The sequence below is a fragment of the Desulfitobacterium sp. PCE1 genome, assembly GCF_000384015.1.
Classification (GTDB): Bacteria; Bacillota; Desulfitobacteriia; order Desulfitobacteriales; family Desulfitobacteriaceae; genus Desulfitobacterium; species Desulfitobacterium dehalogenans.
The window spans coordinates 697,483-722,589 of the sequence record NZ_KB913023.1; the positions used below are offsets into that span (position 1 = coordinate 697,483).

Consider the following 25,107-nt stretch of genomic DNA (forward strand, 5'->3'; position numbering starts at 1 on the left):
TGGCCCCCTCCAAAGGGAGGGAGCCAGGGGAATAAAAATAAAATGAGGTGAAATTATGGAAGAAAAGGAAATGGACCCAAAACCGGAAAGAAAAACGTCAAAACTGCTGCAAATTATTATCCCTATTGTTATCGGTCTAATCATCGCGTTTATTATTCCCAATCCCGAGGGATTACCAACGAATGCCTGGTATTATTTCGCTGCATTTGTGACAATTATCTTAAGCGTCGCCTTGGAAGCCCTCCCTATGGGAGCCATCGGCTTAATTGGAATCTCTTTTATAGCTATCTTTAACCTTCTTGGTAAAAGTGGTAAAGACACGTTAAGTTGGGCTATATCCGGTTTTTCTAACAGTGTAGTCTGGTTGGTTTTTGCGGCCATGATCTTTGCTGTAGCGCTGAAGGACACCGGTATCGGACGTCGGATTGCACTTTTCTTCATCAAAATTTTAGGTAAAACCTCATTGGGCTTAGGTTATGCAGTCACCCTTGCCGACTTCTGCCTTGGTCCATTTATGCCATCGAACACAGCCCGCAGCTTCGGCACCATGTACCCAATCACCAGAGCCACAGCAGAAGCCTTGGGCTCTCACCCTGGTGAATCAGCGGGAAAGATCGGTTCGTTCCTTCTCTTTACATCCTTTACTGCCACCTTCATCTCCAGCTCCACCTTCTTGACTGCCGCAGCCATGACGGTTCTTGGGATTGAATATATTGCTGCAGCCACCGGGTTTACTCCGATTTCCTGGATGGGTTATCTTGTGGGCTTCATTCCCCAGGCCTTAATTCTATTAGTTACGACTCCGTTGATTGCTTATAAATTCTTCCCGCCTGAAATCAAGAAGTTCCCTGAAGCTCCAAACTGGGCTGCAGAACAGTTAAAAGAAATGGGGAAATTCTCGAAAAAAGAAATCACTACACTCATAATCTTCTTGTTCGCACTTGTCGCGTGGATCAGCATGGACGACATATTCCCTCCGGCTATGGTAGCCATTATGGCAGTTTCGGCAATGCTCTTAACCAAGGTTATTACTTGGGAGCAAGTCATTGAAGAAAAGTCAGCCTGGAATATTGTCATGGTGCTGGGTACATTGATTACTTTAGCTAACGGATTAAAAGATGTGGGATTCTTGGAATGGGTTTCTCAAGCTTCAGCGACTTATCTAGTGGGATTAGCTTTATCGCCGGTTGTGATCATGATTTTACTGGCTTTAATCGACTTCTTACTCCACTACCTCTATGTAAGTATCACTGCCCACGTTACCACTTTAATGCCTCTATGGTTGGCCGTAGTCTCTTCGATTCCTGGTTTCCCTGTACAACTGTTCGGAATGTTATTAATTCACACTAAAGAAGGCTTCGGAGCCTTGACGCCTTATGGTGCCGGTCATGGGGTCGGTTTCCTTCTCAGTGGCTATTTCCCTGACCACAAAAAGTTCTGGAAAGCCGAAAGTTTTTGGGCCTATACTTATTTTGCCTTGATGGTGGTTAGTATTCCATATTGGATATGGTTGTATGGTTGGATGTAATATAAATATTAACTCCAATGTAATTGAAAGATAGAAAGACAGCTTCTCGATAATCGTCATTATCGAGAAGCATTTTCACTTTGTAATATTATCATGTTTAGAGGAGGCTCGGTGATATATCTAAAAAAATTAAAAAGAATGAAAGTTGCTGCAAGGGCAAATGTGTCTGAGTTATTTTTGGATATATCCAGACTTCGCAGATATCTACAAGCGAAAGGAATGATCTTATGGAGAAGAAAAGGATGTCCCTTACCCTGAAGATATTTATCGGTATGACTTTAGGCATATTTTTTGGTTGGTTTTTCGGGGACAAGATTAGCTCTATAAAAATCATTGGTGATATTTTTCTGAGACTAATTCAAATGGCTATTATTCCTTTAATCTTCACCGGAGTGTCGTGCGCTATCGGTGGGTTGGGTGGAGATATGAAAAAGCTTGGCCGTTTAGGGTATAAGCTGTTGATTTTCTATGTAGGAACTACAATTATCGCCATTGTCATTGGTGTGGGGATCGGTAATATATTTCAACCAGGAACAGGTATTACTCCCCCGACCGACCTTCTTTCTTCTCCGGTAAGTGAAATATCTGCTCCCTCGATTTCAGAGGTTATTTTGAAAATGGTACCTAAAAATCCTGTAGATGCTATGGCTCGCCAAGATATGTTCCAAATGGTGATATTTTCTGCTTTTTTTGGCCTGGCTTTATCCATGTTGGGAGATGCGGGAACTCGGATTTTATCAGCGTTTAGCGTCATCAACTCCGCAGCAATTCAGATGATCACCATCATTATGAAAATGGCCCCTTACGCTGTGTTCGCTTTGATGACCTGGGTAACAGGAACTGTGGGGATTGAGGTTTTGATTCCTCTGGCAAAATATCTCGTTACTTTGATCATTGCTCTCATTTTACAGACATTTGTTATTTGCGGTATCGTAGTATGGGGTATCGCTCGAGTAAGTCCGATCCAATTCTATCGAAGAAGTCTGAATGCGATGATCGTGGCGTTTACCACATGTTCATCAGCGGCCAGTTTGCCCATATCCATTGAGACAGCCCAGAGAAACCTCGGTGTAGGTAAAACCATAAGTCAGTTCGCATTACCATTGGGGGCGACGATGAATTCGGATGGAACCGCAATGTTCCACGCTGTGGCCAGCATTATGATCGCTCAATTTTTCGGTATTGAGTTTGGACTAACAGAGCAAATCATGTTGGTTTTCTTTGCTGTGCTTATTGGTCTTGGTGGTACTGCAGTGCCCGGAGGAGGGATGGTGACCTTGGCTATTGTCCTCAACGCGGTTGGACTTCCTATTGAGGGAATTGCGTTATTGGCTGGAGTGGATCGGATTGCAGAGATGTTTCGTGCAGTATTGAATGTAACCGATGATTTATCGGGTGCAGTGGCTATTGCTGCCTGGGAAAAGGACTTTGACAAAGAAGTGTTTTACGGGAGAAAGGAAGCTGTTTTGGACTAAAGCTTGGCCGACTATGAAGAAAAATACCATAATTGAGCATCCTACGATGTCATATTAGAAGGGTAAAGACAGGATTATCCATTGATAGCCCGGTCTTTACCCTTCTTCGAGTGATTTTACATAGAAACCAAATCCGTTATAGTAAACTCAACGATTCCTTCACTGCACGGATAAACTCAGGAGTTGTCCCACAGCATCCGCCAAACCACTTCACACCCAGATTAGCCATAGCCTTTATATATCGGGCAAATTCCTCAGGCTCCACATCATAGACGGTTTGGTTATCGATCAATTTCGGCAACCCAGCGTTGGGTTGAACCAAAATAGGCAAATGGGTAGAAGACACCATGGTTTCAACAATGGGCAACATCTCACAGGGACCTAAAGAACAGTTGGCGCCAATAGCATCAACACCATACTCTTCTAAAGAAGCTGCTACCGTCTTGACATCGTTGCCCATTAAGGTTTTTCCTTGCTTTTGGAAAGTAAATGTACAGATAACGGGCAGGGAAGAATGATCCTTAGCAGCCTTAATGGCTGCTTTTACTTCAGTTAGGTCAAAAAAGGTCTCAATTAATACCAGATCGACTTTCCCGGTTAAAGTCGCTGCCTTGATTTGACGGGTGTATAAGTCATACACCTCTTCGAAGGATAAATCGCCCAAAGGTTCAACAAGCTCACCGGTTGGTCCCACATCTAAAGCGACCAGGTTATTTCCTGCTGCTTTTCGGGCAATGGCAATAGCTGACTGAACTACTTCCTCTACGGTATATCCGGTTTCTTTTAATTTCGTCTCAATGGCTCCAAAGGTATTAGTGGTGATAATATTGCTGCCGGCTTCGATGTATTTCCTATGGATTTCCTCGATAATCTCCGGTCTCGTTATATTCAATACCTCTGGGGGCTGACCGGGGTTAAGGTCATATTTTTGCAGCATGGTGCCCATTGCTCCATCAAAGATAAGATTTGATTCTTTATCTAGTATCACGAAAAAACCTCCCAAAAAAAGTATTGATGCCTATAGCGCTCATGATTTTCTGATTCTATCACAGTAAGTGATTCTCTAGTAGAGGTTATCTATAAAAATAACAACTATCCTTATTATAATAAAGAGAGAAATTCAGATTCGCAAGTAAACCTTTATTGAATATTGGATTCTAACTCAGGCTTTAATTGAATTCCCTTTTATTCGAGCGCTAATAATCAATTGTGCATTGACAATATACTAAATAATCTATAAATTCAGAATATGCTACGTGCAACTTCTAAAACATAAGGAGGTAAAAGAATGATAAATTTCAGTAAATATAAAGACATTATTATTACTCATGGTCTCTGTAGTGGACTTAGTATTAAGATGAACGTCTATATCTACTTAGTGGATGGACTGCTTTTTGACACTGGACCATCTACCTTGCAAAAAGGTACAGCGAAATTCTTCAGTCAGCAGACCATTGAACAAGTCGCTCTTACCCATGTCCATGAAGATCATTCCGGTATGGCCCATTGGCTGCAGAAGAATAAACTGGTACCCATCTATCTTCACTCTGAGGCTATTAAAACCGCGGAGAAAAGGGGAAAATATCGGCTATATCGTCGTCTTATCTGGGGAGGTCGAGAACCTTTTTACCCTCAAGCCATGCCGAAGGTGATCCGGACGGAGCGATACACTTTCGAGGCCATTGAGGCACCTGGCCATACGGAGTTCCACCATGTATTCTATGAGCAGGATCAAGGCTGGCTCATTACAGGAGATTTGTATATAGGTCGGAAAGTGCTCTTAGCTCTTTATGAAGAAAATATGCTTCAGATGATAGCTACCCTAGAAAAAGTACTGCAGCTTGATTTTGATACGATGTTTTGTTCCCATGCCGGGGTCGTTCTTAAGGGCAAGGAAAAAATGAGACAGAAGCTTGATTTTCTTACGGAATTGCAGGGTAAGGTGAGGGAATTGAGGGCCAAAGGTCTTACCGATGGAGAGATTGATAAAATAATATACCCCAAAAAACAGGCCATTAAAACACTCTCTGGAGGGGAATGGTCATCCTACAATATCATTCATACTATTTAACAATAAATGGATTAAAGTCATTTGTTTTTCCATAATGTACATGTAGACCGTATTTTACTAATCATGGTAATCTGTTTAAGTAATTCTAAATTTTAGATAGCTAATTCATCTTACAGTTCTCACATAGAGTGGTTTTGAACATAACCCGAGGATTTGAGGTCTCGTTTCATAAGAGAAAGAGCACCATGTAATGGAGGTGAGGTCATGTGAAGAGGATAATCCTTTTTTTAGCATTGGTATTGGCAATGGTAAGCTCAATTGCAGCAGGGACACTTGCATCTTATACTGTCGCCATCGACAACCTTGCTGGAGGCAGTGTGGTGGCTAAGGAGTTTATTTTTGTCGGTGAAGGAACGGACACCTTTCAAGAAGGGTTAAAAATAGCACCTTCGGAGACTCTTCAATGGCAGTTTAAAGTGAAGAACTATGAAAAGTATGTGATATCTGAGACAGATATTTACTATAAACTTACATTTAATATATCCGCTTCCCCAGGTAAAAAGGCTATTGAGCCCCTCACAGTAACTGTGAGAGATGGAATGGGGACTATTCTGAACCAGGTAACGGGGGTTGGGACATTTGATCTTTTAGGATCCTTCCTTCTTGCTGAAACAGGTCAAGAACGAGATATATTGGTGGAGATTGCTTGGCCCAACGAAAGTGAGTCGGATAAGGATTATGCTGGGGAAAAATTTGGTACAAGTATCATAGTGGATGCCCAGGCTTCCCAGGTGCCCTTGGACAGCAGTCCAAACCCGGAAACTCCTGAACCCGAGCAGGGTCAGGTAAGCGTGCTTTATGAAACCACTCCCCCTTGGCAGAACGGGCAAAGCGGAGAGTATCAATATCAATATAAGATTACCATCACCAACAATTCCTCTGTACCCATCGAAGATTGGTTTATGACCTTCCTCCTCCAAAGCGATCGGTTGAATAATGCCTGGAATGCCAAGTTAATATCGCGTTCACCCGAAGGAATTTATCGATTTGAAAACCCAGCCTATAACAACGTGAGTATGGACAACATCTTACCCGGACAAAGCGTATCTTTTGGAGGATTGGCCAGTGGGATGGGTGTGGATACACTCCAAAATATTGGTGTTGGTGGTAGTAACACAGGTCTTATCTCTAACGTTAATGTGATACACCAACCTTAATGAATTAAAGGAGGAGGGGTTATGAGGACAAAGGTTATTCTGATTTTTGTACTAACGGTTATGGTTCTTAGTTCCTTAACGGTGGGTACCCTTTCTAATTATAACAGTGTGTCTAGTTTTGGAATAAGTATCACACCCCATTAAAAATAAAGCATAACATCATGGAGGAAGTAACTAATGAAAAAAGTACTAAGCATAGTCGCGCTCGCTTTAGTGGTATCCACATCCATCATTTCCGGAACTTTGGCTATATACACCACACATATTGATGCATTAGCTCAAGGAAGTGTGGTGGCTAAGGAGTTTATCCTTACTAAAGGAGGGACAGATACCTTTGTTGAAAATGTTAAGATTGCCCCTTCTGAAACCATGAGTTGGCAGTTTAGCGTTAAGAATTTTGAAGGTACTGTAGTCAGTGAAACGGCTATGGACTTAGATATTGATGTGGATGTACTAGCTCCTAACGGCAAAAAAGCCATTGCGCCCTTGGTATTCACAGTAGAAAATTCTGCGGGGGATATAATAGGTACAGTAAACTCCGAAGGTAAAGTAGAGATTAATGACCAATTTGTTCTTAGTGCCCAAGGACAGGAAAAGGTCTATACCGTATCAGTCAACTGGCCAAGTAATACTAATGTAGATATTAACTATGCAGGGGCAGGCTACGGGACAGCCATTCAAGTCTCTGTGACCGGTATCCAAAAGTAGTTTGATTCCCATAAAGGTTTAATTTAAGGAAGAAAACGAAAGCGAGTTTCGTTAGCGTATAGATAGAGTTCAAGAAGCGGAAGTGTTAGTATGACCTAATACTTCCGCTTTTAGATTCTTTTTAATGATAACTTAAGTGCAATACTTCTTTAAAGATATAGACCAAAGCTTTGCTGGGGTTGGGGACTTCAATGCCCATAGTTAACAGCAGAGAGAGAATAAAGCCAATCGACAGGAAAAAGGTGACTGTAATGAGTTCCCGCCAATGTTTTTTTTGAATTAAGTTAGGTATTTCAAATAGTACCACACCTAAAAAGACTATGACCAAGAGAAGAATGTTCACCCTTTATCCCTCCTGTTTTTGCTTAGGTAATTTTCGAAATTTAGCCAGTAATAATGTGAGGATGGGAAGGAAAACTTCAAAGGGAAGAGCAAAGAATGGCCATACGTCCACAGTGGTATCAATATTTAATAGAGAAGGTTCATGAACAATTAAGCTTAAGCAGATGCCGATAATTCCTAAGGGGACTACTAAGGGGAGATAAGAGTGCAGGCGTAGGAGCTGAGCTATACTTAAAACCGTCACATAATAAAAGAGACTGCTCTTAATAAACAGCATAATAATCAATGCAATGGCATACAGCACTTCTAATCGCGTAAGAAAATTACCGATATCAATTAAGCGAATGCTCTCATAAGAGGGAGAGGTTAGCATGCCGACTAAAGGACCCAGCACCGTGGTATTTCGAATGATAGGTAAAAGTAAGAAAAGTGATCCAAAACTGAAGCCAAATAAGATGGATCGTGGAATTTGCTTTGTGTTATTGACACTGGGCAGGAAAAATAAGAAGATAACGATTTCCAAGTATGGGATGGTAAGCATGACGTGTACGCCTTGAATAAAATCAGGCATGGGTGTGTCAAAAAGGGGGATAAGATTTGAAAAATCCATCTCTGGAATGAGTAAAATCATGGTCGAAAAAGTGATAAACAGAGTGATTGCAACAAAGAGTGGATTAACCCGAACAATAACTTCTAGGCCTGACCTTACGGCCCAAGTACACACAAAGGTGAACATGAGCAGAACAATCCACATAGGGGTTTCGGGAAGAAGGTACGTTAGCGAAAAATCTCCCACATAAACGAGATTATAGATGAGAAGATTGAAGACAAAGATGATGTAGGTCGCCGAGATCAATTTGCCAACAAAAGGACCGTATACTATATCGTGGATCTCTATCAAGTTGTTTTTTGGGAATCTCTGAGCAAGGTGGATATAGACTAAAACCATAGGCAAGCTGAGAATGAATGCAATAATGACAGCAAGCCAATTATCTTGGTTAATGATTTGTGTAGAATAGGGTACTGTAACGAGGCCCCCCGTGACAAAACCGATGACTAAAAAGTTGAGCTGTGAACTTGAAATAATTTCCTTCTCAAACTTTATCAATACTCTCTACTCCTTATCTGGCACGGGAGGATAGTGTGCCCTGCCCGAACGTTCGATACTGGCATCCACAGTGACTTCTACTATAATCTCTGAAAAAACTTCATCCCAACGCTCCTTCATATCCTTCCACTCTTTGAGGTGCTCTTTGCGCACAACCTCACCAAAACCGAAAATATCCGCATTGAGTTCTTGAGCCTTTCTGAATGCCGTCAGAACTTCATCTTGAATGGCTGCGGCCGTATTTCGCTCAAGAGCTTCGACTTTTTCTTTTGTTCTTAAACTTTCTGCACAATATTGAGCAGCAAGTGCACCTTTTTCACGAATATAAACCCTCATAACCACCCGGTTATCCCGTATCTCTGCGCTGACTTTAGTCTTAGAATCAATAAGTTCTATGCTGACTTTACCATCACCCTCTGGACACTCCACATCGATAATGCCACTCTTTACTTCATCCTTTACCCATAAAAGTCCACGGGTTTCATATTTATTTAGCTCTCCAACGAGCTTATCGTCTTTGAAAACTGCCGTTCCTTTGACCTGAAGTGATTTCTTATCCCCTTTACCGACAATTTCAACTAGGGGTGCAGTCGGTGCAGTGGTTCGATCAATCAGAGCGGTTAAAAAGTCATTGAGTTGATTTGTACTGGTCTGAGAGTTTGGGTCTTGTTCATCAAGTAGTTTAGAAATATTGATTGCAGGAATTCTATCTATTACAGGTTCAATATCTAAAACATCCCTAGCGTTACCTTCAGAGACAACGAGCCAAATGTTTAATCGAGTTTCATGGTCTCGAATAAAAAAGTCTAGTTCCTCCTGAATACCTTCCTTGGCATAGTCTCGCCCGAGAATTAGCACTTGAATATGAGGAAAATAGAGTTTGCGGTTAGATATATGGGTGAAGTCACGTAGAATCGAAAAAAGAGTATTTCCAGTATTTTGGATGTTCCAAAATGCTTGGGCATTCGATCTAGCTGGGGATGATTGGAGCTCTTTAGGATTTGCGACTTGTGCAGTGACAAGGAGTTGATTCGATTCTTGTGTCTTATCAATACCTAACCCCATGACAATAGCTAAAGTGTTTAATTCTCGTTGATTCCAACACCCTGTCATACTCAAAACCAATATTATGCATAATAAGAGAACGAATAGAGAGTACTTTCGGCTTTTCATAGATATTTTACTCCATCGATTATTGCCTTTAACCTATTGATCTGGATCGTCTTGCCGCTTTTCGTCCTTTGAAGGAGGTGTCGGCTTCAATCTAAAAGCTTGTCTCTGGGGATCATTCCATCCAATCAAACGCGGACGGGTAACCATAGTCCATAAAGGAAATCGAATAATAGTGTCCTTCAAATCTAAAGGAGTGAGTGGGGCAATGGGTGAAAAAAAGGGAGTACCAAAAGATCTCAGTGATGCAAGATGGACTACGATTCCAATAAATCCTATCATGATTCCAAAAATACCCATGGTTCCTGCGAGAAGAACCATGATTAACCGCAATATAGCTCCTGAGTCTGTTTGAGCAGGGACTACAAAGCTGGCAACGGCTGTTAAAGATATGACGATAACCATAGGCTGGCTGACAAATCCGGCTTGGACAGCGGATTCGCCGAGAACCAAAGCACCCACGATACTGACTGCTTGACCAACAGGGCGGGGCAGCCGTATCCCGGCTTCTCTAAGGATCTCGAAGACCGCTCCCATGGATAAGGCTTCAATAACGGCAGGAAAGGGCACATCCTCCTCAGAGGCAGCCATGGTAAACAGTAATGGAGTCGGAATTAATTCTTGATGAAAGGTGCTCAAGGCGACAAAAATTGCCGGTCCTAAGATAGAAATAAAATAAGATAGAAAACGGGTCATTCGCACGATACCCGCAAAGTAGGGGCGGGAATAATAATCTTCAGTACTCGCGAAAGTCTCAATGAAGAGCAGGGGAACAGTTAACACGAAAGGAGTCCCATTAATTAAAAGAGCTGCACGCCCTTCTAGGATTTTTGCTGCGACAGCATCGGGTCTCTCGTTGTTTCCTACTGTAGAAAAGATCGAAAAAGGAGCATCTTCAATAAATTGTTCGATATAACCTGACTCAAGAATGGCATCAGTATCAATTCGATCGAGTCTACGTTTGATTTCATCGATGAGTTGGGGATTTGCTATTCCTTTGATGTAGGCTGTGCAGACGGCTGTTTTGGTTTCTCGGCCTATTATTGTGGTATCAAAGGTAAGATCTGAATTTCTAATATAGCGTCTTAAAAGGGATATATTCGTAAGTAAATTTTCCGTAAACCCTAAACGAGGGCCTCGAACAACGGTTTCAGTTTTAGGCTCCTCAAGGCTTCGGGTCTCACCACCATCTGTCCCAATGAGTAAAGCTTCATTTAAGCCGGAGATGAGCAAACCGATATAGCCTGTCAGGCATCTCTCGATGATTTCATTAATTGTGGCAGCTGTATAGACTTCATCAACCGAAAGCATCGTCGTCTTAATACTGTTGATATTAAAGGTTTTTCTTTCCTCTTTTTCGATGAATCGGGTATCAAACATCAGAGGTTTCATTATGCTTTCGTTCAAGAATGTTTTGTCGATCATACTCGTTAGGAAGACAAGTGCGCCTTTAAAATTTCCCTGAGGACCGAAATCAAATTCGCGTATTGTTAAGTCATAACTTGACCCGAAAATAGTTTTGATGTCCTCAAGATTCTTATGGAGATCTTGTGAGAGATTGGAGGTGGAATACTCACTGATCTTCTCTTGCTCTTTATAAGTATTTAAATGCGTCAACTTCATAACTTGGAGCTGTTTTTTAATATATTGAAACACTTTACATAACCTGCCTAAAATTGTTTCGGTCTTTTCTATAATGTGTAGTTATTGAAAATAATAAACGGGAGATTAAAAATTATTATCATATCCAAGCATCGAAAAAAACGGCTAGGATATACTAGTAAACAAAATAAGGGAATGAAAGGACCGGACAATGTCCTCCACAAAACACACAACTCGGCAGCAAATAGAAGACATGCGCAAAGAGATTCAGGCTAAAAAACTAAAGAAGTCTGATCTACATAGCAACAAGAATCTTAAAGTGGACAGACTGGGAGGTAGAAATGATCTTCTAAAAGTTTTAAGTAGAATGCTTTTTGGCGTTATAGTTGTGACTTTACTTTTTTCTTTAGTGTCTATTAATATGGCTAAGGGTAGGGGAGAAGTTCCCAGTATTTTTGGCTATTACTTATTTGTGATTGAATCAGGAAGTATGGAGCCTACCTTAAAGGTAGGCACAGTCATTCTTTCTCATGAACCTAGAAATCCGGAAAGATTAGAAAAAAATGATATCGTAACATTTCAGACTCTATCCGGTGCCATCATAACCCATCGCATTATTGAAGTGCTCGATGAAGGAGCGGGAAGTATAGGTTATCTGACCAAAGGAGATAATCCCGTCAACGTGATCGACCAGGAGGTACTTACCCCTGAGCGGGTGATTGGAGTATTTATAGCACGACTACCTTTATCTTAAAGATTAATAACATTGAATGCTGGAGATACAGAGTTTATATAAGGGCTATAAAACTGGAGGATAAAAGCCTATGGAGAGTTTGACTGTGTCTCAAAAGGTCGTACTGATGGAAAACCTCTCATCGGCTGAGTATTTATTACGAGAGGGAGAAAGCCTTCAGCAAGTATTGAAGGATATTAATCTTCAAATCAATAGGGCTGAGATATGGGGGATCATAGGGACATCCTGTTTCGAAATCAAGCTTTTGTTGGAGATCATGGCCAATATTCGACCCTACGAAAGTGGACGCTGTGTCTTGGTAGAACGGGGCATGATGAGGCTAAAACGAGTGATATTAAAGCATGTGTTTTATATTGGTAACTCAGACATGCTCTATAACACTATGAATGTACTAGAATTTCTCATGCTCGCCACTGCTAAATGGAAGATAAATGCTGTGGAGAGACAGGAGCAGATTTTTGAGTTGATCATCAAAATTGGCTTGGGTCATCTTTCTCTTACGACCATAGGCCTGCTTACAAAAGAGGAGAAGGCGGTAGTCACTTTAGTTGCGGCAGCTTACTCAGATGCCCAGATGATTGTCTTTAATCTTCCTGAATATGAGTTTGACTCAATCCTTATAGAGGTTATCGCCAATATGGCTGACTTCATTAAAGAACTTGGGAAAACACTTGTTGTAGCTACCCCTATCTGTCCATTGATTGAAAAGGCTTGTACACATATAGCTGTATTGGCAGAGGGGCGTTTAATCCATCAAGGTCTTGTTCAGGATTTTCGTGATCAGTATGACAAGGTGGAAATGATTCTTAGGGATGAGGACCTTGCAGGTGTAAAGGAAGCCCTTCGGGCAATTCTTCCCAATCATCAGCTGGTTGTAGAACATGACCGTTTATTAATTAAGGGAGAAACTTCTTTGCGCAGTGACCTGGAGGTGATTTATAAAAGGATTATTGACTCGGGATATTTTCCTCAGTCCATAGAGAAGAACAGCAAAACAGTAGAATATGCCTTGGAGGAGCTTATGAGGCAGTATGATTTACCGGAATAGCTTTTTAAAGAAGGAGCTTCGTCAAGCTTATACAGAAAATAAGATCAGCGCCAACCGGAAAATTTCTTTTGCGCTTTTTCTGGGGCTGATTTCCTTCGCCCTTTATTTTGTCTTTCAGACCTTACAGGAAAGCGTCCTCTCAGATGCAGTCCCTGAGATCATGCAGCCCAGCTACTTTTCTACCATATATATCTATATTCATCTTGCCTATTTTTTGTCTGCTGGGTATTACATCATCTACTATGATACCCTTTTCTTTTCAGAAATCAGAAAGAATTCATGGTATTTGATGATCCATATGGGCTATACCCCGGCAGGGATGTTTTTTTCTAAGCTTTTGGCTTTGGGGTATACCTCCTTGTTTGTCTACACTTTGGGATTTGTAGCCATACTATTGTTTACAAGTCTCTTGAAGTTTCCCCTCATTATTGCCTATCTCCCATCACTTTTCCTGGTAGGGTTAATAGACTTAGTGCTGCTCACTATACTATCCATGGTTTTTTCCCTCTATGTCAGAACCATCATCAATGCTCGGTACGGGATTGGGATATCGGCTTTTCTGATTCTCCTGCTGAAAATAGTCCTGGGACACTATGATGTCATAAGCAATAGGGTAGCTATGCAGAATATCTTCAATCTCTTTGACATGAGTCTTTCTCTCTATCTTCCTTTTTGGGTCATTGTCGTCATCATCTGTGGGCTGGTTTGCCTTTTTCGAGCAGATAGTCTTGCTCGATATTATAATTTGTCTGAGGACTTGAGTCTTCTGCCACCGGATGCTTCGGTGATCCTCATGGACTCTAAGACAGGGAAGAAAGAGCTTATTGCCGTCGGTGGGAAGCAGGTCATGGAGCGCAAGCTCATCCATAAAGTGGTCACGGTATTGGTGACTGCTTTTATTGGCGTTGCCCTAGCTATTAACGTGTTCATTATTGTTATCAATGCCTCTACTACAGGTCAGGAAGTAAGTATCCGAGGAGTTATCTCCTTTATTTTCCAGTCCAACACTATGGAGCCGGAGATTATGGTAAATGATTTAACTTATTTTCAAAAGCTCGATCCTCAATACCCTTTGAAGATAGGACAGATCATCTTGTTTAAAGAAAATAATGTATTTTATATAGAAAGGGTTGTAGCAATCCAGGGAAATAACCTTGTGGTGGATATCGATAATTACCCACCCATGTCTCAGGTCGGAGCTATGAAAAAGACCGTGCCACGGGAGAATATCCATGGCGTCTATAGCGGAGGGAATCGCTGGCTGGGAGCGTTGATTCTTTTTGCCAACACGATTATGGGGAGGATACTATTCTTATTAATACCGGCAATCTTGCTGTTCTACCATGAGCAGATTGTTAAACTATTAAAAGGATAGTGCATGAAGGCTTGTCGCTGCTTTTCTAATTAGTGGGGCGAAGTTATATAGCTCTGATATTTTTTGCAGAATGGAATACCTAAAATCAACTTAAGATTTATTATTTGATAATGTGAAAGTTTTAGCGTATAATAAATGTGAAAAAATTGTGAAATTGATATGACATATATTGGTTTTCAATGATATAAATGATGATGAGTTGATTAATAATTTAGTCAGCTTACTTTGAGTTTAAAAAACTTTTCATAATTTGTATGATCGAAGGGAGATTGAAAATGTCGTTAATTCAGTTGGATGGTTGTGGTTTAGAGGAGTTAATTTATGACATTGGGGAAGGGTGCTTAATCTTTTTTTACAAGAACGACTGCTCTGCTTGTAAGGAAATGATTCCTATGTTGGAAGAATTGCAGCCTAAGTACAAGGGCCAATTTGGTTTCTATTATGTGAACATCGATGAGAACAAAGAAGTCGTTAACTGCTTTAAATTAGACCAAATTCCTGAGGTGCTTTTTTTCAAAGATGGAGAATACCAAGGTAAGCTCTGTGGCGAATTTAATCAAGGCCAAGTCGTAGAAAAGATTCAAGATAATCTCATGTGGGTCTGATCTAAATAATCAATACTATTTGATGCAATTATTGGAGAGGAGAATTTATAAGAGATGAGTAACTCATACGACTTAATTATCATTGGAGGAGGTCCGGCTGGGCTTGCAGCAGGAATTTATGGAGGAAGAGCGAAACTTAGGACCTTGATCATTAATAAGGGAACCGTTGGCGGAATGGTGGATACCACTCGTGAAATTGTGAATTATCCTGGTTATATCCATACCAGTGGTCCAGATCTTATGAGTGATTTCAAAAAACATGCCGAAAGTTTTGGGGTGGAGTTTTTAAAAGATGAAGTGGTGAGCACTGATTTTTCCCAGGATCTTAAAAAAGTAACTACGAAAAAGAAGAAAGAATTTTATGGAAAGGCAGTAGTCATCGCTACAGGAACTCAACCAAGGCTTCTCAATATTCCCGGTGAAAAAGAATTGAGGGGCAGCGGTGTCGCTTATTGTGCTACCTGTGATGCGGAATTCTTCCAGGACGAAGACGTGGTTGTAGTAGGCAGCGGTGACCAGGCCATTGAAGAAGGCATGTTCATTACCAAATTTGCTCGTAAGGTTACGGTCATTGTCCTTCATGATGAAGGAGTTTTGGATTGCAATAAAGTCAGTGCTGAAAAAGCGTTCCAAAATGAAAAGATGGAATTTGTCTGGAATTCCACTTTGGAAGCCGTCTTAGGTGAGGACAATGTGGAAGGGGTCAAGGTTAAAAATCTAAAGACGGGGGGCTCTTCAGTACTTCCATGTCAAGGGGTGTTCTTCTTTGTAGGTATGATCCCTGCTACTGAATTCCTCAAAGAGAGTGGAATTAAGATGGATCGCCGATGTTATATTCCCGTTAACGACTTAATGGAGACGAACCTCCCCGGCGTCTATGCAGTGGGAGACAATCGAGTTAAATACCTCAGGCAGGTGGTCTCAGCGGCAGGTGATGGTGCTACAGCTGCTGTGGCTGCTGAGCGATATATCGAAGAACTGGAGGCATTCCAAAAGAACATCCTCCATAGCGAGAAAAAAGTCTTGTTGGCTTTTTTCAATGCTGCTAATACAGCGAGCTTGGAGTTCACTGCCCTGATGGAAGAGCTGATTCAGGAATATGGTGATTCGTACAAATTGGTCAAAGTGGATATGGCAACAAAGAAAAATCTTGCTGAAAAATACGGCGTAGCGAATGCTCCTGCCGTTGTGGTACTGGACAAAGGCGAAAAGGTCAAGGAACTGGAGTGCAGCATAGATAAAGAAGTGTTAGCGGAACAATTAGGTAAAGAATAAGATCGAAGTCGTAGGATTATTAAGGGAATGGTTCCTGAATGAAAGGTAGAGAAGTTAAAAAGAGGCATGGGTTTTCCAGAGGGAATGCCCATGCCTCTTAATATTATTCAAGTAAATATTATCTGTCCACCGGCAGAAAGATTATAAAAATCACCCACTGTAAGAATACTGCTCAGTTGATCGCAAAAGTCTTCTTTCTTTAACTTAAACATTTCCACAGTGGCTAAACAGGCATAGATTTTTCCGCCGGCATCAGAAATCATTTCTATAAACTCCGGAATCGGTGGAATATCCAATTCCTCCATTTGTTTCTTCATCATCAAGGTGGCAAGGGAGGACATTCCGGGTAGGATTCCGATCAGGGAGGGGATGCCCATGGCGGGATTGCCCACGGTAGCAACTTTAATAGAATCCATTTTGCTCTTTGTGATGGTGTTCAAACCGAAAAAAGTAAAGAAGAGATTAGCCTCAATTCCCATCATTCGTGCTCCATTGGCCATGATTAATCCTGGGTAGATTCCTTCCAAGGAACCCTTGGAAATAATAATGGAGACCTTTTTGATTTTTTCTTCGTCGGCCATACTCATTCTCCTCTCTAAACACAACTCACAGGTTTGCTTAAGCCACCAATTTTTGTCGCTTTAAGAAGAGGACCTTCGGGGAAAAGTGCATAGAGTTCTTGAGTTCCAATATTGCCCACTTTGTTCACTCTACGGATGGTTGGAATTTTTCCTGTCTCAGCAAAGTCCTTCTGTAGGAATTCAATGACCTTCCAATGTCCAGAGGTGAGACTTTCAATCCCCAGTTCTTTGGCGATTTCCGAGGCAATGTCCCTGTTCCATTGGGATTGGTTTACCAAGTAGCCTTCTTGGGTTACATCGACGGTATAACCTGCAATAACTTTTTGCATCCAAATTCCTCCTTTTGCTTTAGGGTTGATAGAGATCATCCAGCCTTTTCCCGCTGGTTTTCATTTCGGCGGGAACTGTGGGGATGGGGATACCTCTTAAAAGCATGTTCCAATAAATTGCTTTAAAAGCCAGTTTTCCCAGGTGATTGATTTTCGTCTCTTTGAGAAGGGAGAAGGGCCCAATTCCAGGTAGAGGGAAGGTACCTTCAACGGGTTCAAGTTCATAATTGAAATCGATTAAGAAGGCTTTGTCGTAGCCTGACTCGATGAAGCAGTTAGCATGACCATCAAAATGGGCGGTTAAGGGTTTGTTAGCAATATAGCTCAAGATATTCTCAGTTAAGATCTCCGCTTGGAAATGAGCGACAGAGCCGGCCTTAGAAGCAGGAAGATCGGAAGCATCCCCAATGACAAAGATATTTTCGTACTTCTTAGTTTGCAGGGTATGCATATGGGTGGGAACAAAATTCAATTCATCACCTAGGCCGGAGCGGTCAATCAAAGAACTACCCATATTTACAGGTACGGTAACGAGAAGATCATAATTCACTTCCTTACCATCCACTGAAATGAGTTTCTTGTTTTTGGCATCCACATGAGGAATGCTGAAGTTATTAATCAATTGAATCTTTTTCTGGGGAAATAAATGTCCAAGGACGTCTGCACATTTTGGCTTTGTAAAGGCACTATCTAGAGGAGTAACATAGAGGAGTTCTACTTTGTCACGAATTTTACGCTTTTCCGCAAAGAACCAGTCCGAGAGAAAAGCAAACTCCAAAGGTGCAACAGGGCATTTAATCGGCATTTCACTAATGTGAACAACCAATCTTCCCCCAGGCCAATCTTTTAACTTATCCCTAAGTGCCAGTGCACCTTCAAAGGTATAGAAATCAAAGATGTCTTTTCGCCAGCCATCCATGACACCGTCCACTTCTTCGGGGACTATTTCACAACCTGTGGCGATAACCAGTAAGTCATAGGGAAGGACCCAGCCATTAGATAGCAATACCTGATTTTTTTCTGCCTCGATTAATTCGATTGGAGATTTGATATATTCCACGCCCTTGGGAATAAAGTCCCTCGTTCTTTTTATCACATCCTTTTCTGAATAAAGATCAAAGGGGATAAAAAGAAAGCCTGGCTGATAATAGTGTTTTTCATATTGGTCCACTATAGTGATAGCCCAATCCTTTTTATCCAACTTTCGTTGAAGGTGATTGGCCATCATTGTACCGGCTGTACCAGCCCCTAGAATGAGTACTCTTTTCATTGAACTGCCCCCATTCCAATCATTCGTTAAACTTTAGGATATTGTCCAGAATTTTTGATACTTCGGTTTTGAGATCTTTTTCTTCGGAGATTACCTTATCTAAGCAACGATCAACGAAATGTCTATTCAACATGTTCTTGACTTTGTTCATAGAGCTGGTAACTGCTGAAATCTGTACAAGGATATCGGCACACTCCTTTTCCTCCTCTATCATTTTTTCGATGCCGCTGATATGCCCCTTTATGGTTCTTAAACGTATAAGGATGTCCTCTTTTTCACTTATAGCCATATAACCACTCCTTATATTAAATATCCGATAAAATATAAACGTCGTATTGGAATTCGATACTCCACTTATTTAAAAAGCAAATTTAGACTTAACGTAACGGTGTAAACAACCAGATTTTATACCTACCGGGGGTAGGGGGGTTCTTGGATTTAGTATACTATTTCACGAATGGTTCTGTCAATAGAATAGTTACTAAAAATTCAGAAAAATTTTGCGCTCTTTCGACAACTTGGGGCTTGACATAAGCAAACCCCGGAGACGATTTTAGTCATCCAGGGTTTCGACTTTCAAGATTGAATTTCTTTCCGGCTGCTAAGATTGCAAATCTTGTTGAATTTCCTGTTTAACCTTTTGTGCTTCGGATTGAGTGCTTAAGGAAGAGCTCATGGCATTGGATTGCATACCCTGGCTGCCAGCACCGGCAGAACCAGCTTGACCTTGAGCAGCAGACTGTAAATCATTTTGGATTTCTTTCTTTACTCTTTGGACATCTGAACTGTAGCTTTGACTTTGGTTTTGACTTGGGTTTTGGTTTTGGTTTTGGTTTTGGTTTTGCATAATATTTACACCTCCTGTAATAATGTGTCCAAAATAGTTCCAACTATATGTGGGAAATTATGGTATAACTATACTCGCGAAAACTAATTTGGATAAAGACGAATACAAGAGTTTTTTGTAGTTACTGAAAAAGAACAATGTTGGATATACTTCATGATCTTATTTAAAATGGACTTGGGATTGTGGTAAGAGCATAGACTATTATTAGGAGTCGAAAAAGGAAAGGATGAGAGGTATGAGCATGAAAGTGCCCGCCTGCTATAGGAGCTTTGGGTTAAAGAGTTTATCGATGGAAAATATGGCTCTGACTGATGAAACTTCTACTAATGAAAAAGGGATAGACAAGAATGCAGTTTCCTTTAAAGAATCCATCAGTCGTCCCCGGAATCAAAAGAAAAATCGTAAATATAAAGCTCCTACCTTGAGCGTCAGAGGGTAAGAGGAAGTTACTTTCTCAATTTTAAAGACCGATTAGAATTTACTCTTAATCGGTCTTTCCTCGGTTTATATCAGTTGAGCTTACAGCGGCTCATCACGCACTGATCCTGATACGATTTACGTATTGGATAAGCTGGTCGATAAATTCCCTTTGCATTTCGTTCCGTGGGGTGTCCTCGCAGTAAACCCAGCCGAGAATAAACTTTGGGGTATTCTCGATGGGTATGGTGACCACAGAATTTCTTTTTTCGAAGTATTCCGCAAAACTGTTGGAGAAACCAATGGCTAAGCCGCTGGCAATAGTTTCTCGATAAAGTTTCGAGTTGCCGGTCCTTAACATGACCTTAACCTCTCCGAAAGGTTTGAGTAATTCACAAAGCTGGGATGCATTTTGTCCCACATCATATAAAGCAAGGGGATATTTAGCTAGTTCTGAAGGGTTTACAGATTTTCGATTGGCTAATGGTGAAGACTTTGTAACACAGATTAATTGCTCGCATTCAAAGAAAGGCTGAAATGTCAAATTAGCATTGGAAAAATCCTTGTGATTTAGTCGGTCGCTTAAACCGCTGAACAACCCAATGGCATTTCGGTCCTCACGAATCTCTTCAATAATTTCCTGAGGAAGCTTTTCATTAATGACAAGATTAGCATTAGGGTGTTTTTGGGTGAATCGACATATAATATCTGGTAACAAGGTGCCGGATAAAAAAGGCGTTGTAAGTAAAGTGATTCGTTTTGAGCTTTTTAGAAAAGGATTATCCCCAGCTGTTTTGGCAATATCAATGAGTTCGTCATAGGTAACAAGAAGTTCTTTTGCCTTCTCGACAATCCTTTTTCCGGTTTGAGTAAGATAAATTTTATTGCCAGTTCGATTAAGTAAAGGAACCCCCAGTTCCTTTTCCAATTGTCGGATAGCTTGACTTAAGCCCTGTTGAGTAATGTACAAGCGTTCGGCAGCATGACTAATGGAACCGGTTTCAGCGACGATGGTAATATACTTTAGATGATCAATTCTCATAGGAGCACCTCCTATAGGGTAATGGCGACATAGTTTTGCTTGTGTATATTATAGCATGATGCTCTCAGCTAAAGTAAGACTTACATCTTTATATTTTTCTATAGATGATAGCAGTTTGTGTTATAGATAACTTTATCTTGGGTACAACAAAAAGTTGTGAAGGTTGCAAGTTATTGGTGCTTGTCATGTTAGCCGTAACTTATTAAAATTGTGATTGAGGGGATTATCACAGATTGGGAATCTATGTAAAAAGTAAAGTCAAATTTTTAAGACTGGGGGACTGTAAAAAATGTCATTAACAAGGTTGGATTCTAAAAGTTTTGAAGAAAAAATTTATGATAATGGGGAAAAATGCCTGGTAATTTTCTCCAGAAAGACTTGCCATGTTTGTAAAGAAGTTGTCCCTGTTCTCGAAGAATTAGCTCCAAACTATGAGGGTGAATTCGGATTTTATTATGTTGATGTAGAGGATAATAAGGATTTGTATCAATCTTTTTCCCTTAAAGGTGTTCCTCAAATTCTTTTTTTTAATGATGGGGAGTACTTTGGAAAGTTTGCCGGGGAAGTGGAAGAAGAGCAAATTCAAGAAAAGATTTCTGAAATCCTGGGATAATGCTTGGGACAAAAGAGAGAGGGTTTAGACATGGATAACTGCTATGATTTGATTATAATTGGCGGAGGTCCTGCTGGACTTACAGCAGGAATCTACGGAGGAAGAGCAAAGCTTAGGACGTTGATTATCAATAAAGGGACCATCGGTGGTATGGTAGATAATACACGTGAAATCGTAAACTACCCAGGATATATTAATACCAGCGGTCCAGAGCTCATGGGCGATTTCAAGAAACATGCCGAGAGCTTTGGCGTAGAGTTTCTTAAGGATGAAGTGGTGAGCGCAGATTTTTCTCAAGATCTTAAAAAAGTCACCACCAAGAAGAAGAAAGAACTCTATGGTAAGGCAGTCATAGTTGCTGTAGGAACTCAACCCAGACTTCTTAATATTCCCGGCGAAAAGGAATTACGGGGTAATGGGGTAGCCTATTGTGCTACATGCGATGCTGAGTTCTTCGAAGGCGAAGATGTAGTCGTGGTAGGCAGCGGGGATCAAGCCATTGAAGAAGGAATGTTTATCACCAAGTTTGCTCGTAAGGTCACAGTCATTGTCCTTCATGATGAAGGGGTCTTGGACTGCAATAAGGTCAGTGCTGAAAAAGCCTTTCAAAATGAGAAAATGGAGTTTGTTTGGAACTCCACTTTAGAGGCGGTCTTAGGTGATGAAAATGTGGAAGGGGTGAAAGTCAAGAACCTAAAGACAGGTACTTCATCCATCCTTCCCTGCCAAGGCGTATTTTTCTTCGTGGGTATGATTCCGGCCACTGAATTCCTAAAAAATAGTGGGATTGAAATGGATCACCGAGGCTATGTTCCCGTCAACGACTTAATGGAGACTAATCTATCCGGAGTCTATGCCGTTGGTGATAACCGAGTGAAATATCTTAGGCAGGTTGTCTCCGCTGCGGGAGATGGTGCCACTGCCGCTGTGGCTGCAGAACGCTATATTGAAGAACTTGAGGCCTTCCAAAAGAACATCCTGAGCAGTGAGAAGAAGGTCTTACTTGCATTCTTTAATGCAGCTGACACGCAAAGCTTGGAATTTTCTTCATTAATGGAGGAGCTTTATAAAGAGTATGATGAAGACTATAAATTGGTGAAAGTTGATATGGCGACCAAAAAGAGTCTCGCTGAAAAATATGGTGTAACCAATGTCCCCGCCGTTGTGGTACTGTACAAAGGAGAAAAAGTTAAAGAATTGGAATGCAGCATGGATAAAGAAGTCTTAGCTGGACAATTATAATAAAAGGTATAGCTTACCTGTGATTCCTTGAAATAGTAAAGTAAGCCTTAATAGGGTTTTGATAAAATGTGGTAGAGAGGATATCTCGGAATGGGAGTATCCACGCTCTACCACTTTGTTTTACATTAGGGAAATTGACTTTAGTCAAAGATACATTCCTTGCTGGATGAGGCTTTTAACTACTCAACTTTAGGCAAGGTAGCGAAACTCTTTTCCAGATCTTCATCCGTAGGAATAAAGTCGGTCATAGTGCCTGCGTTATAGCTCATATATGCAGCCAGATCGAAGTATCCGGTACCTGAGAGTCCAAAGAGGATGGTTTTCTTCTCGCCGGTTTCCTTACATTTGAGGGCTTCATCCATAGCGGCTCGCAGTGCGTGGGAAGATTCAGGAGCGGGGAGAATTCCTTCACTGCGGGCAAAGAGAGTAGCGGCATCGAAGATCTTAGACTGCTCAACAGCCCGAGCTTCCATAAGACCATCATGATAGAGCTTAGATACGATGCTGCTCATGCCGTGGTAGCGAAGACCACCGGCATGGTTGGGAGAAGGGATAAATCCTGAACCTAGGGTGTACATTTTCAGCAGTGGGGTAGTTTTTCCTGTGTCGCCAAAATCATAGGCATATTTGCCACGGGTCAAAGATGGACAAGAGGCAGGTTCTACGCCGATAAAGTTAATATTGTTTTTTCCTTGGAGTTTATCCCCGAGGAAGGGGGCAATCAGACCCGCGTAGTTTGAACCGCCCCCTACACAACCGATGATGATATCAGGCTGGATACCGTACTTCTCGCAGGCAATCTTTGTCTCTTCACCAATCACTGTCTGGTGGAGAACCACATGGTCAAGGACACTACCCAAGACATAGCGGCAATTCTCAGACCTTACAGCCATTTCAATGGCTTCGGAGATAGCACATCCTAGGGAGCCGCCGGTACCGGGATTTTCGGCGAGGATCTTTTTGCCGATTTCTGTGGTGTCAGAAGGAGAGGGGATGACCTTGCCGCCATAGGTCTCAATCACAGCCTTTCGATAAGGCTTCTGCTCAGAGGAGATCTTCACCATATAGACGGTGAGATCAATTTGGTAATAGGCACAGGCCATGGATAGAGCCGTACCCCATTGCCCGGCGCCGGTCTCTGTGGTGAGGGAGGTTAAGCCCTGTTTTTTAGCATAGTAGACTTGAGCGGCAGCGGAGTTGAGCTTGTGGGAGCCGGAGGTATTGGTTCCCTCAAATTTATAGTAGATCTCTGCGGGAGTATCCAGCAACTTCTCCAGGCAATAGGCTCGGACCAGAGGAGAGGGTCGGTACATCTTGTAGAAGTCCCGAATACCTTCAGGGATCTCAATAGTGAGGTCTTTAGTGTTTAATTCCTGCTCAATTAACTCGTCACAAAATACAGGTCGCAGGTCTTCGGCAGTGCAGGGCTTCAGGGTCCCTGGGTGAAGCATAGGAGGGGGAAGCTCTTTCATCACAGCCTTCAGGTTGTACCAGTTTTTCGGCATTTCCTCCTCAGAAAGATAGATTTTGTAAGGTACTTTCGTCATGTGGCTTCATTCCTTTCGTTTATTTAGTTAAGTATTTTAAAAGCTCCATTTTTATTGAAGCTTTTCTATCCAGAAAATAGGAAATTAAAAAAGTCTTTGTCCCCTTATAGGACAAAGACTTCTAATCTCTGCGATACCACCTGCATTGCGCAAAATACGCCACTCATTTCGTATACCATCATATACGCTTCATGGATAACGGGTGAAGTTCCCGGCTAGCATACTTTTACCATGATATTCATTATTCATAGCCTATCCATGTAATTTCTGCATTGCCCTCATGAGCCCATTCGTGATAAGTCTACTTGTACTGCAATCCCACCTTCTGCAGCTCTCTGAACCTGAGTTCTTATCCTACTACTCTCAATCGACGGTTTTAAGATATTTATATATAATTTATAAAGATATTATCCTGTTATATAATATTTGTCAAGAAGAAAAATGAAAGAATTTGCATTAAAAATTTTTACAAATTTTACCCAAAGCTATTGACAGCATTATCCATTCTTGTTACAATACTCCTTGTGTGTAAATTTTGTATTTAAGAAAGAAAGAGGTTTCCGATGAGTTTTCAAAGTGATTTTCAAATTCTCCATGGAGAGATTAAGAAACTTGGCAAGCTTGATCAGCATAATATCAATGGGACGAAAAAATTCTCTGTTCTAAAAGACCAGATCCTGACCATCCTCAAAGCATCTTTTGGTAAAACATCGAGGGAGTATCGCGTAGTAGAATTAACTAATTCTCCGGCGACTGTTCTCAAGGTCATGAATCATATCTCTGCACGGAGCGCAGCGCTGACTTGTCAAAGTTTCGCTGTAAACATTTAATCAATTTTCATTAAACACAATGTATTGGTTCAAAAAAATCTATGACCACCTTCCTGGTTGAGGAGGGTGGTTTTTTTATATGGATTTAATTTGCCATAAGAATTTTATATTATATAATCTCAAAAAATTATTTTAAAAATCTGTGAAATATATAACATTCGCTCGTGAAAT

At 41.2% G+C, this 25,107-nt stretch carries 27 protein-coding genes; 15 read left to right on the forward strand and 12 right to left on the reverse strand.

Annotation, left to right across the window (positions count from 1 at the left end; genetic code table 11):
- Positions 1-55: 55 nt before the first annotated feature.
- Together DESPCE1_RS0103450 and DESPCE1_RS0103455 are read left to right on the forward strand one after the other, a co-directional pair.
- Positions 56-1,528, forward strand: a complete 1,473-nt coding sequence (locus tag DESPCE1_RS0103450) for a DASS family sodium-coupled anion symporter (protein ID WP_014792646.1) — start codon at positions 56-58, stop codon at positions 1,526-1,528.
- 227 nt (positions 1,529-1,755) lie between these two features.
- Entirely contained in the window at positions 1,756-3,003 is a 1,248-nt protein-coding gene (locus DESPCE1_RS0103455; protein ID WP_014792647.1) for a dicarboxylate/amino acid:cation symporter, read from the forward strand.
- 136 nt (positions 3,004-3,139) lie between these two features.
- Here DESPCE1_RS0103455 and DESPCE1_RS0103460 read toward each other — a convergent pair whose 3' ends face one another.
- A complete protein-coding gene (locus DESPCE1_RS0103460) occupies positions 3,140-3,991 on the reverse strand; it encodes a homocysteine S-methyltransferase family protein (RefSeq protein ID WP_019849484.1) in 852 nt (283 codons plus the stop codon).
- A 300-nt stretch (positions 3,992-4,291) separates the two neighbouring features.
- On the opposite strand from DESPCE1_RS0103460, the gene DESPCE1_RS0103465 reads away from it, so the two are divergent.
- From DESPCE1_RS0103465 to DESPCE1_RS0103475, 4 genes are all read left to right on the forward strand, one after another.
- The gene (locus DESPCE1_RS0103465; protein ID WP_019849485.1) at positions 4,292-5,074 is read left to right on the forward strand and encodes an MBL fold metallo-hydrolase; all 783 of its coding nucleotides are present in this window, start codon (positions 4,292-4,294) and stop codon (positions 5,072-5,074) included.
- Positions 5,075-5,280: 206 nt separating this feature from the next.
- Positions 5,281-6,231: a cellulose binding domain-containing protein gene (locus tag DESPCE1_RS0103470; protein ID WP_019849486.1), complete on the forward strand. Its 951-nt coding sequence runs from the start codon at positions 5,281-5,283 to the stop codon at positions 6,229-6,231.
- Positions 6,232-6,252: 21 nt separating this feature from the next.
- Entirely contained in the window at positions 6,253-6,375 is a 123-nt protein-coding gene (locus tag DESPCE1_RS23940; protein WP_014792651.1) for a hypothetical protein, read from the forward strand.
- A 33-nt stretch (positions 6,376-6,408) separates the two neighbouring features.
- The gene (locus DESPCE1_RS0103475) at positions 6,409-6,939 is read left to right on the forward strand and encodes a hypothetical protein (RefSeq protein ID WP_019849487.1); all 531 of its coding nucleotides are present in this window, start codon (positions 6,409-6,411) and stop codon (positions 6,937-6,939) included.
- Between the two features lie 121 nt (positions 6,940-7,060).
- Here DESPCE1_RS0103475 and DESPCE1_RS0103480 read toward each other — a convergent pair whose 3' ends face one another.
- From DESPCE1_RS0103480 to DESPCE1_RS0103495, 4 genes are read right to left on the reverse strand one after another with little or no spacing between them, the layout of a single operon-like run.
- A complete protein-coding gene (locus DESPCE1_RS0103480; protein ID WP_014792653.1) occupies positions 7,061-7,282 on the reverse strand; it encodes a hypothetical protein in 222 nt (73 codons plus the stop codon).
- A 3-nt stretch (positions 7,283-7,285) separates the two neighbouring features.
- On the reverse strand, positions 7,286-8,389 hold the full coding sequence (locus tag DESPCE1_RS0103485; RefSeq protein WP_014792654.1) for an endospore germination permease: 1,104 nt from the start codon (positions 8,387-8,389) through the stop codon (positions 7,286-7,288).
- A 6-nt stretch (positions 8,390-8,395) separates the two neighbouring features.
- Positions 8,396-9,562, reverse strand: a complete 1,167-nt coding sequence (locus DESPCE1_RS0103490) for a Ger(x)C family spore germination protein (RefSeq protein WP_019849488.1) — start codon at positions 9,560-9,562, stop codon at positions 8,396-8,398.
- Between the two features lie 33 nt (positions 9,563-9,595).
- Entirely contained in the window at positions 9,596-11,215 is a 1,620-nt protein-coding gene (locus DESPCE1_RS0103495) for a spore germination protein (protein ID WP_019849489.1), read from the reverse strand.
- A 157-nt stretch (positions 11,216-11,372) separates the two neighbouring features.
- Between DESPCE1_RS0103495 and DESPCE1_RS0103500 the strand changes: the two genes are divergently transcribed.
- The 5 genes from DESPCE1_RS0103500 (at position 11,373) to DESPCE1_RS0103520 (ending at position 16,218) form a co-directional block, all read left to right on the forward strand.
- A complete protein-coding gene (locus DESPCE1_RS0103500) occupies positions 11,373-11,915 on the forward strand; it encodes a signal peptidase I (protein WP_028305443.1) in 543 nt (180 codons plus the stop codon).
- A gap of 70 nt (positions 11,916-11,985) precedes the next feature.
- Positions 11,986-12,963, forward strand: coding sequence for a hypothetical protein (locus DESPCE1_RS0103505; protein ID WP_014792658.1), 978 nt, complete (start codon positions 11,986-11,988; stop codon positions 12,961-12,963).
- Positions 12,947-14,338 (forward strand): S26 family signal peptidase, encoded by a 1,392-nt coding sequence (locus DESPCE1_RS0103510; RefSeq protein ID WP_019849491.1) that lies wholly within the window; start codon positions 12,947-12,949, stop codon positions 14,336-14,338. Before DESPCE1_RS0103505 ends, DESPCE1_RS0103510 begins: the two co-directional genes overlap by 17 nt.
- 275 nt (positions 14,339-14,613) lie before the next feature.
- A complete protein-coding gene (locus tag DESPCE1_RS0103515) occupies positions 14,614-14,943 on the forward strand; it encodes a co-chaperone YbbN (RefSeq protein ID WP_014792660.1) in 330 nt (109 codons plus the stop codon).
- A gap of 54 nt (positions 14,944-14,997) precedes the next feature.
- Complete coding sequence (locus tag DESPCE1_RS0103520; RefSeq protein WP_014792661.1) at positions 14,998-16,218, forward strand: FAD-dependent oxidoreductase; 1,221 nt, start codon at positions 14,998-15,000, stop codon at positions 16,216-16,218.
- Positions 16,219-16,325: 107 nt separating this feature from the next.
- Here the strand turns inward: DESPCE1_RS0103520 and DESPCE1_RS0103525 are convergent, their stop codons facing one another.
- The 5 genes from DESPCE1_RS0103525 to DESPCE1_RS0103545 form a co-directional block, all read right to left on the reverse strand.
- Complete coding sequence (locus tag DESPCE1_RS0103525; RefSeq protein ID WP_014792662.1) at positions 16,326-16,799, reverse strand: DsrE/DsrF/DrsH-like family protein; 474 nt, start codon at positions 16,797-16,799, stop codon at positions 16,326-16,328.
- Positions 16,800-16,813: 14 nt separating this feature from the next.
- On the reverse strand, positions 16,814-17,128 hold the full coding sequence (locus DESPCE1_RS0103530; RefSeq protein ID WP_019849492.1) for a TusE/DsrC/DsvC family sulfur relay protein: 315 nt from the start codon (positions 17,126-17,128) through the stop codon (positions 16,814-16,816).
- A gap of 19 nt (positions 17,129-17,147) precedes the next feature.
- On the reverse strand, positions 17,148-18,398 hold the full coding sequence (locus tag DESPCE1_RS0103535) for an NAD(P)/FAD-dependent oxidoreductase (RefSeq protein ID WP_019849493.1): 1,251 nt from the start codon (positions 18,396-18,398) through the stop codon (positions 17,148-17,150).
- 19 nt (positions 18,399-18,417) lie between these two features.
- Positions 18,418-18,687, reverse strand: coding sequence for a metal-sensing transcriptional repressor (locus tag DESPCE1_RS0103540; RefSeq protein WP_014792665.1), 270 nt, complete (start codon positions 18,685-18,687; stop codon positions 18,418-18,420).
- A gap of 312 nt (positions 18,688-18,999) precedes the next feature.
- On the reverse strand, positions 19,000-19,245 hold the full coding sequence (locus tag DESPCE1_RS0103545; RefSeq protein ID WP_019849494.1) for a hypothetical protein: 246 nt from the start codon (positions 19,243-19,245) through the stop codon (positions 19,000-19,002).
- A 235-nt stretch (positions 19,246-19,480) separates the two neighbouring features.
- Between DESPCE1_RS0103545 and DESPCE1_RS0103550 the strand changes: the two genes are divergently transcribed.
- Complete coding sequence (locus DESPCE1_RS0103550; protein WP_242835356.1) at positions 19,481-19,684, forward strand: hypothetical protein; 204 nt, start codon at positions 19,481-19,483, stop codon at positions 19,682-19,684.
- Between the two features lie 93 nt (positions 19,685-19,777).
- On the opposite strand, the gene DESPCE1_RS0103555 is transcribed toward DESPCE1_RS0103550, so the two are convergent.
- The gene (locus DESPCE1_RS0103555; RefSeq protein ID WP_014792668.1) at positions 19,778-20,704 is read right to left on the reverse strand and encodes a LysR family transcriptional regulator; all 927 of its coding nucleotides are present in this window, start codon (positions 20,702-20,704) and stop codon (positions 19,778-19,780) included.
- 289 nt (positions 20,705-20,993) lie between these two features.
- Between DESPCE1_RS0103555 and DESPCE1_RS0103560 the strand changes: the two genes are divergently transcribed.
- Both DESPCE1_RS0103560 and DESPCE1_RS0103565 read left to right on the forward strand, forming a co-directional pair.
- A complete protein-coding gene (locus DESPCE1_RS0103560) occupies positions 20,994-21,317 on the forward strand; it encodes a co-chaperone YbbN (RefSeq protein ID WP_014792669.1) in 324 nt (107 codons plus the stop codon).
- 30 nt (positions 21,318-21,347) lie between these two features.
- Positions 21,348-22,559 carry an FAD-dependent oxidoreductase gene (locus tag DESPCE1_RS0103565; protein ID WP_014792670.1) on the forward strand — a complete coding sequence of 404 codons (1,212 nt, stop codon included), beginning with the start codon at positions 21,348-21,350 and terminating at the stop codon, positions 22,557-22,559.
- Between the two features lie 179 nt (positions 22,560-22,738).
- On the opposite strand, the gene DESPCE1_RS0103570 is transcribed toward DESPCE1_RS0103565, so the two are convergent.
- Positions 22,739-24,106 (reverse strand): TrpB-like pyridoxal phosphate-dependent enzyme, encoded by a 1,368-nt coding sequence (locus DESPCE1_RS0103570; RefSeq protein ID WP_014792671.1) that lies wholly within the window; start codon positions 24,104-24,106, stop codon positions 22,739-22,741.
- Positions 24,107-24,669: 563 nt separating this feature from the next.
- On the opposite strand from DESPCE1_RS0103570, the gene DESPCE1_RS0103575 reads away from it, so the two are divergent.
- The gene (locus tag DESPCE1_RS0103575) at positions 24,670-24,936 is read left to right on the forward strand and encodes a hypothetical protein (RefSeq protein WP_019849496.1); all 267 of its coding nucleotides are present in this window, start codon (positions 24,670-24,672) and stop codon (positions 24,934-24,936) included.
- The last annotated feature ends 171 nt before the right edge of the window (positions 24,937-25,107 follow it).

Excerpts from the sequence above, each read along its gene's own strand:
- DESPCE1_RS0103450 (WP_014792646.1), top strand. The coding sequence starts at position 56 with ATGGAAGAAAAGGAAATGGACCCAAAACCGGAAAGAAAAACGTCAAAA.
- DESPCE1_RS0103455 (WP_014792647.1), top strand. The coding sequence starts at position 1,756 with ATGGAGAAGAAAAGGATGTCCCTTACCCTGAAGATATTTATCGGTATG.
- DESPCE1_RS0103465 (WP_019849485.1), top strand. The coding sequence starts at position 4,292 with ATGATAAATTTCAGTAAATATAAAGACATTATTATTACTCATGGTCTC.
- DESPCE1_RS23940 (WP_014792651.1), top strand. The coding sequence starts at position 6,253 with ATGAGGACAAAGGTTATTCTGATTTTTGTACTAACGGTTATGGTTCTT.
- DESPCE1_RS0103475 (WP_019849487.1), top strand. The coding sequence starts at position 6,409 with ATGAAAAAAGTACTAAGCATAGTCGCGCTCGCTTTAGTGGTATCCACA.
- DESPCE1_RS0103490 (WP_019849488.1), bottom strand. The coding sequence starts at position 9,562 with ATGAAAAGCCGAAAGTACTCTCTATTCGTTCTCTTATTATGCATAATA.
- DESPCE1_RS0103500 (WP_028305443.1), top strand. The coding sequence starts at position 11,373 with ATGTCCTCCACAAAACACACAACTCGGCAGCAAATAGAAGACATGCGC.
- DESPCE1_RS0103505 (WP_014792658.1), top strand. The coding sequence starts at position 11,986 with ATGGAGAGTTTGACTGTGTCTCAAAAGGTCGTACTGATGGAAAACCTC.
- DESPCE1_RS0103510 (WP_019849491.1), top strand. The coding sequence starts at position 12,947 with ATGATTTACCGGAATAGCTTTTTAAAGAAGGAGCTTCGTCAAGCTTAT.
- DESPCE1_RS0103515 (WP_014792660.1), top strand. The coding sequence starts at position 14,614 with ATGTCGTTAATTCAGTTGGATGGTTGTGGTTTAGAGGAGTTAATTTAT.
- DESPCE1_RS0103520 (WP_014792661.1), top strand. The coding sequence starts at position 14,998 with ATGAGTAACTCATACGACTTAATTATCATTGGAGGAGGTCCGGCTGGG.
- DESPCE1_RS0103525 (WP_014792662.1), bottom strand. The coding sequence starts at position 16,799 with ATGGCCGACGAAGAAAAAATCAAAAAGGTCTCCATTATTATTTCCAAG.
- DESPCE1_RS0103530 (WP_019849492.1), bottom strand. The coding sequence starts at position 17,128 with ATGCAAAAAGTTATTGCAGGTTATACCGTCGATGTAACCCAAGAAGGC.
- DESPCE1_RS0103535 (WP_019849493.1), bottom strand. The coding sequence starts at position 18,398 with ATGAAAAGAGTACTCATTCTAGGGGCTGGTACAGCCGGTACAATGATG.
- DESPCE1_RS0103540 (WP_014792665.1), bottom strand. The coding sequence starts at position 18,687 with ATGGCTATAAGTGAAAAAGAGGACATCCTTATACGTTTAAGAACCATA.
- DESPCE1_RS0103545 (WP_019849494.1), bottom strand. The coding sequence starts at position 19,245 with ATGCAAAACCAAAACCAAAACCAAAACCAAAACCCAAGTCAAAACCAA.
- DESPCE1_RS0103550 (WP_242835356.1), top strand. The coding sequence starts at position 19,481 with ATGAGCATGAAAGTGCCCGCCTGCTATAGGAGCTTTGGGTTAAAGAGT.
- DESPCE1_RS0103555 (WP_014792668.1), bottom strand. The coding sequence starts at position 20,704 with ATGAGAATTGATCATCTAAAGTATATTACCATCGTCGCTGAAACCGGT.
- DESPCE1_RS0103560 (WP_014792669.1), top strand. The coding sequence starts at position 20,994 with ATGTCATTAACAAGGTTGGATTCTAAAAGTTTTGAAGAAAAAATTTAT.
- DESPCE1_RS0103565 (WP_014792670.1), top strand. The coding sequence starts at position 21,348 with ATGGATAACTGCTATGATTTGATTATAATTGGCGGAGGTCCTGCTGGA.
- DESPCE1_RS0103570 (WP_014792671.1), bottom strand. The coding sequence starts at position 24,106 with ATGACGAAAGTACCTTACAAAATCTATCTTTCTGAGGAGGAAATGCCG.
- DESPCE1_RS0103575 (WP_019849496.1), top strand. The coding sequence starts at position 24,670 with ATGAGTTTTCAAAGTGATTTTCAAATTCTCCATGGAGAGATTAAGAAA.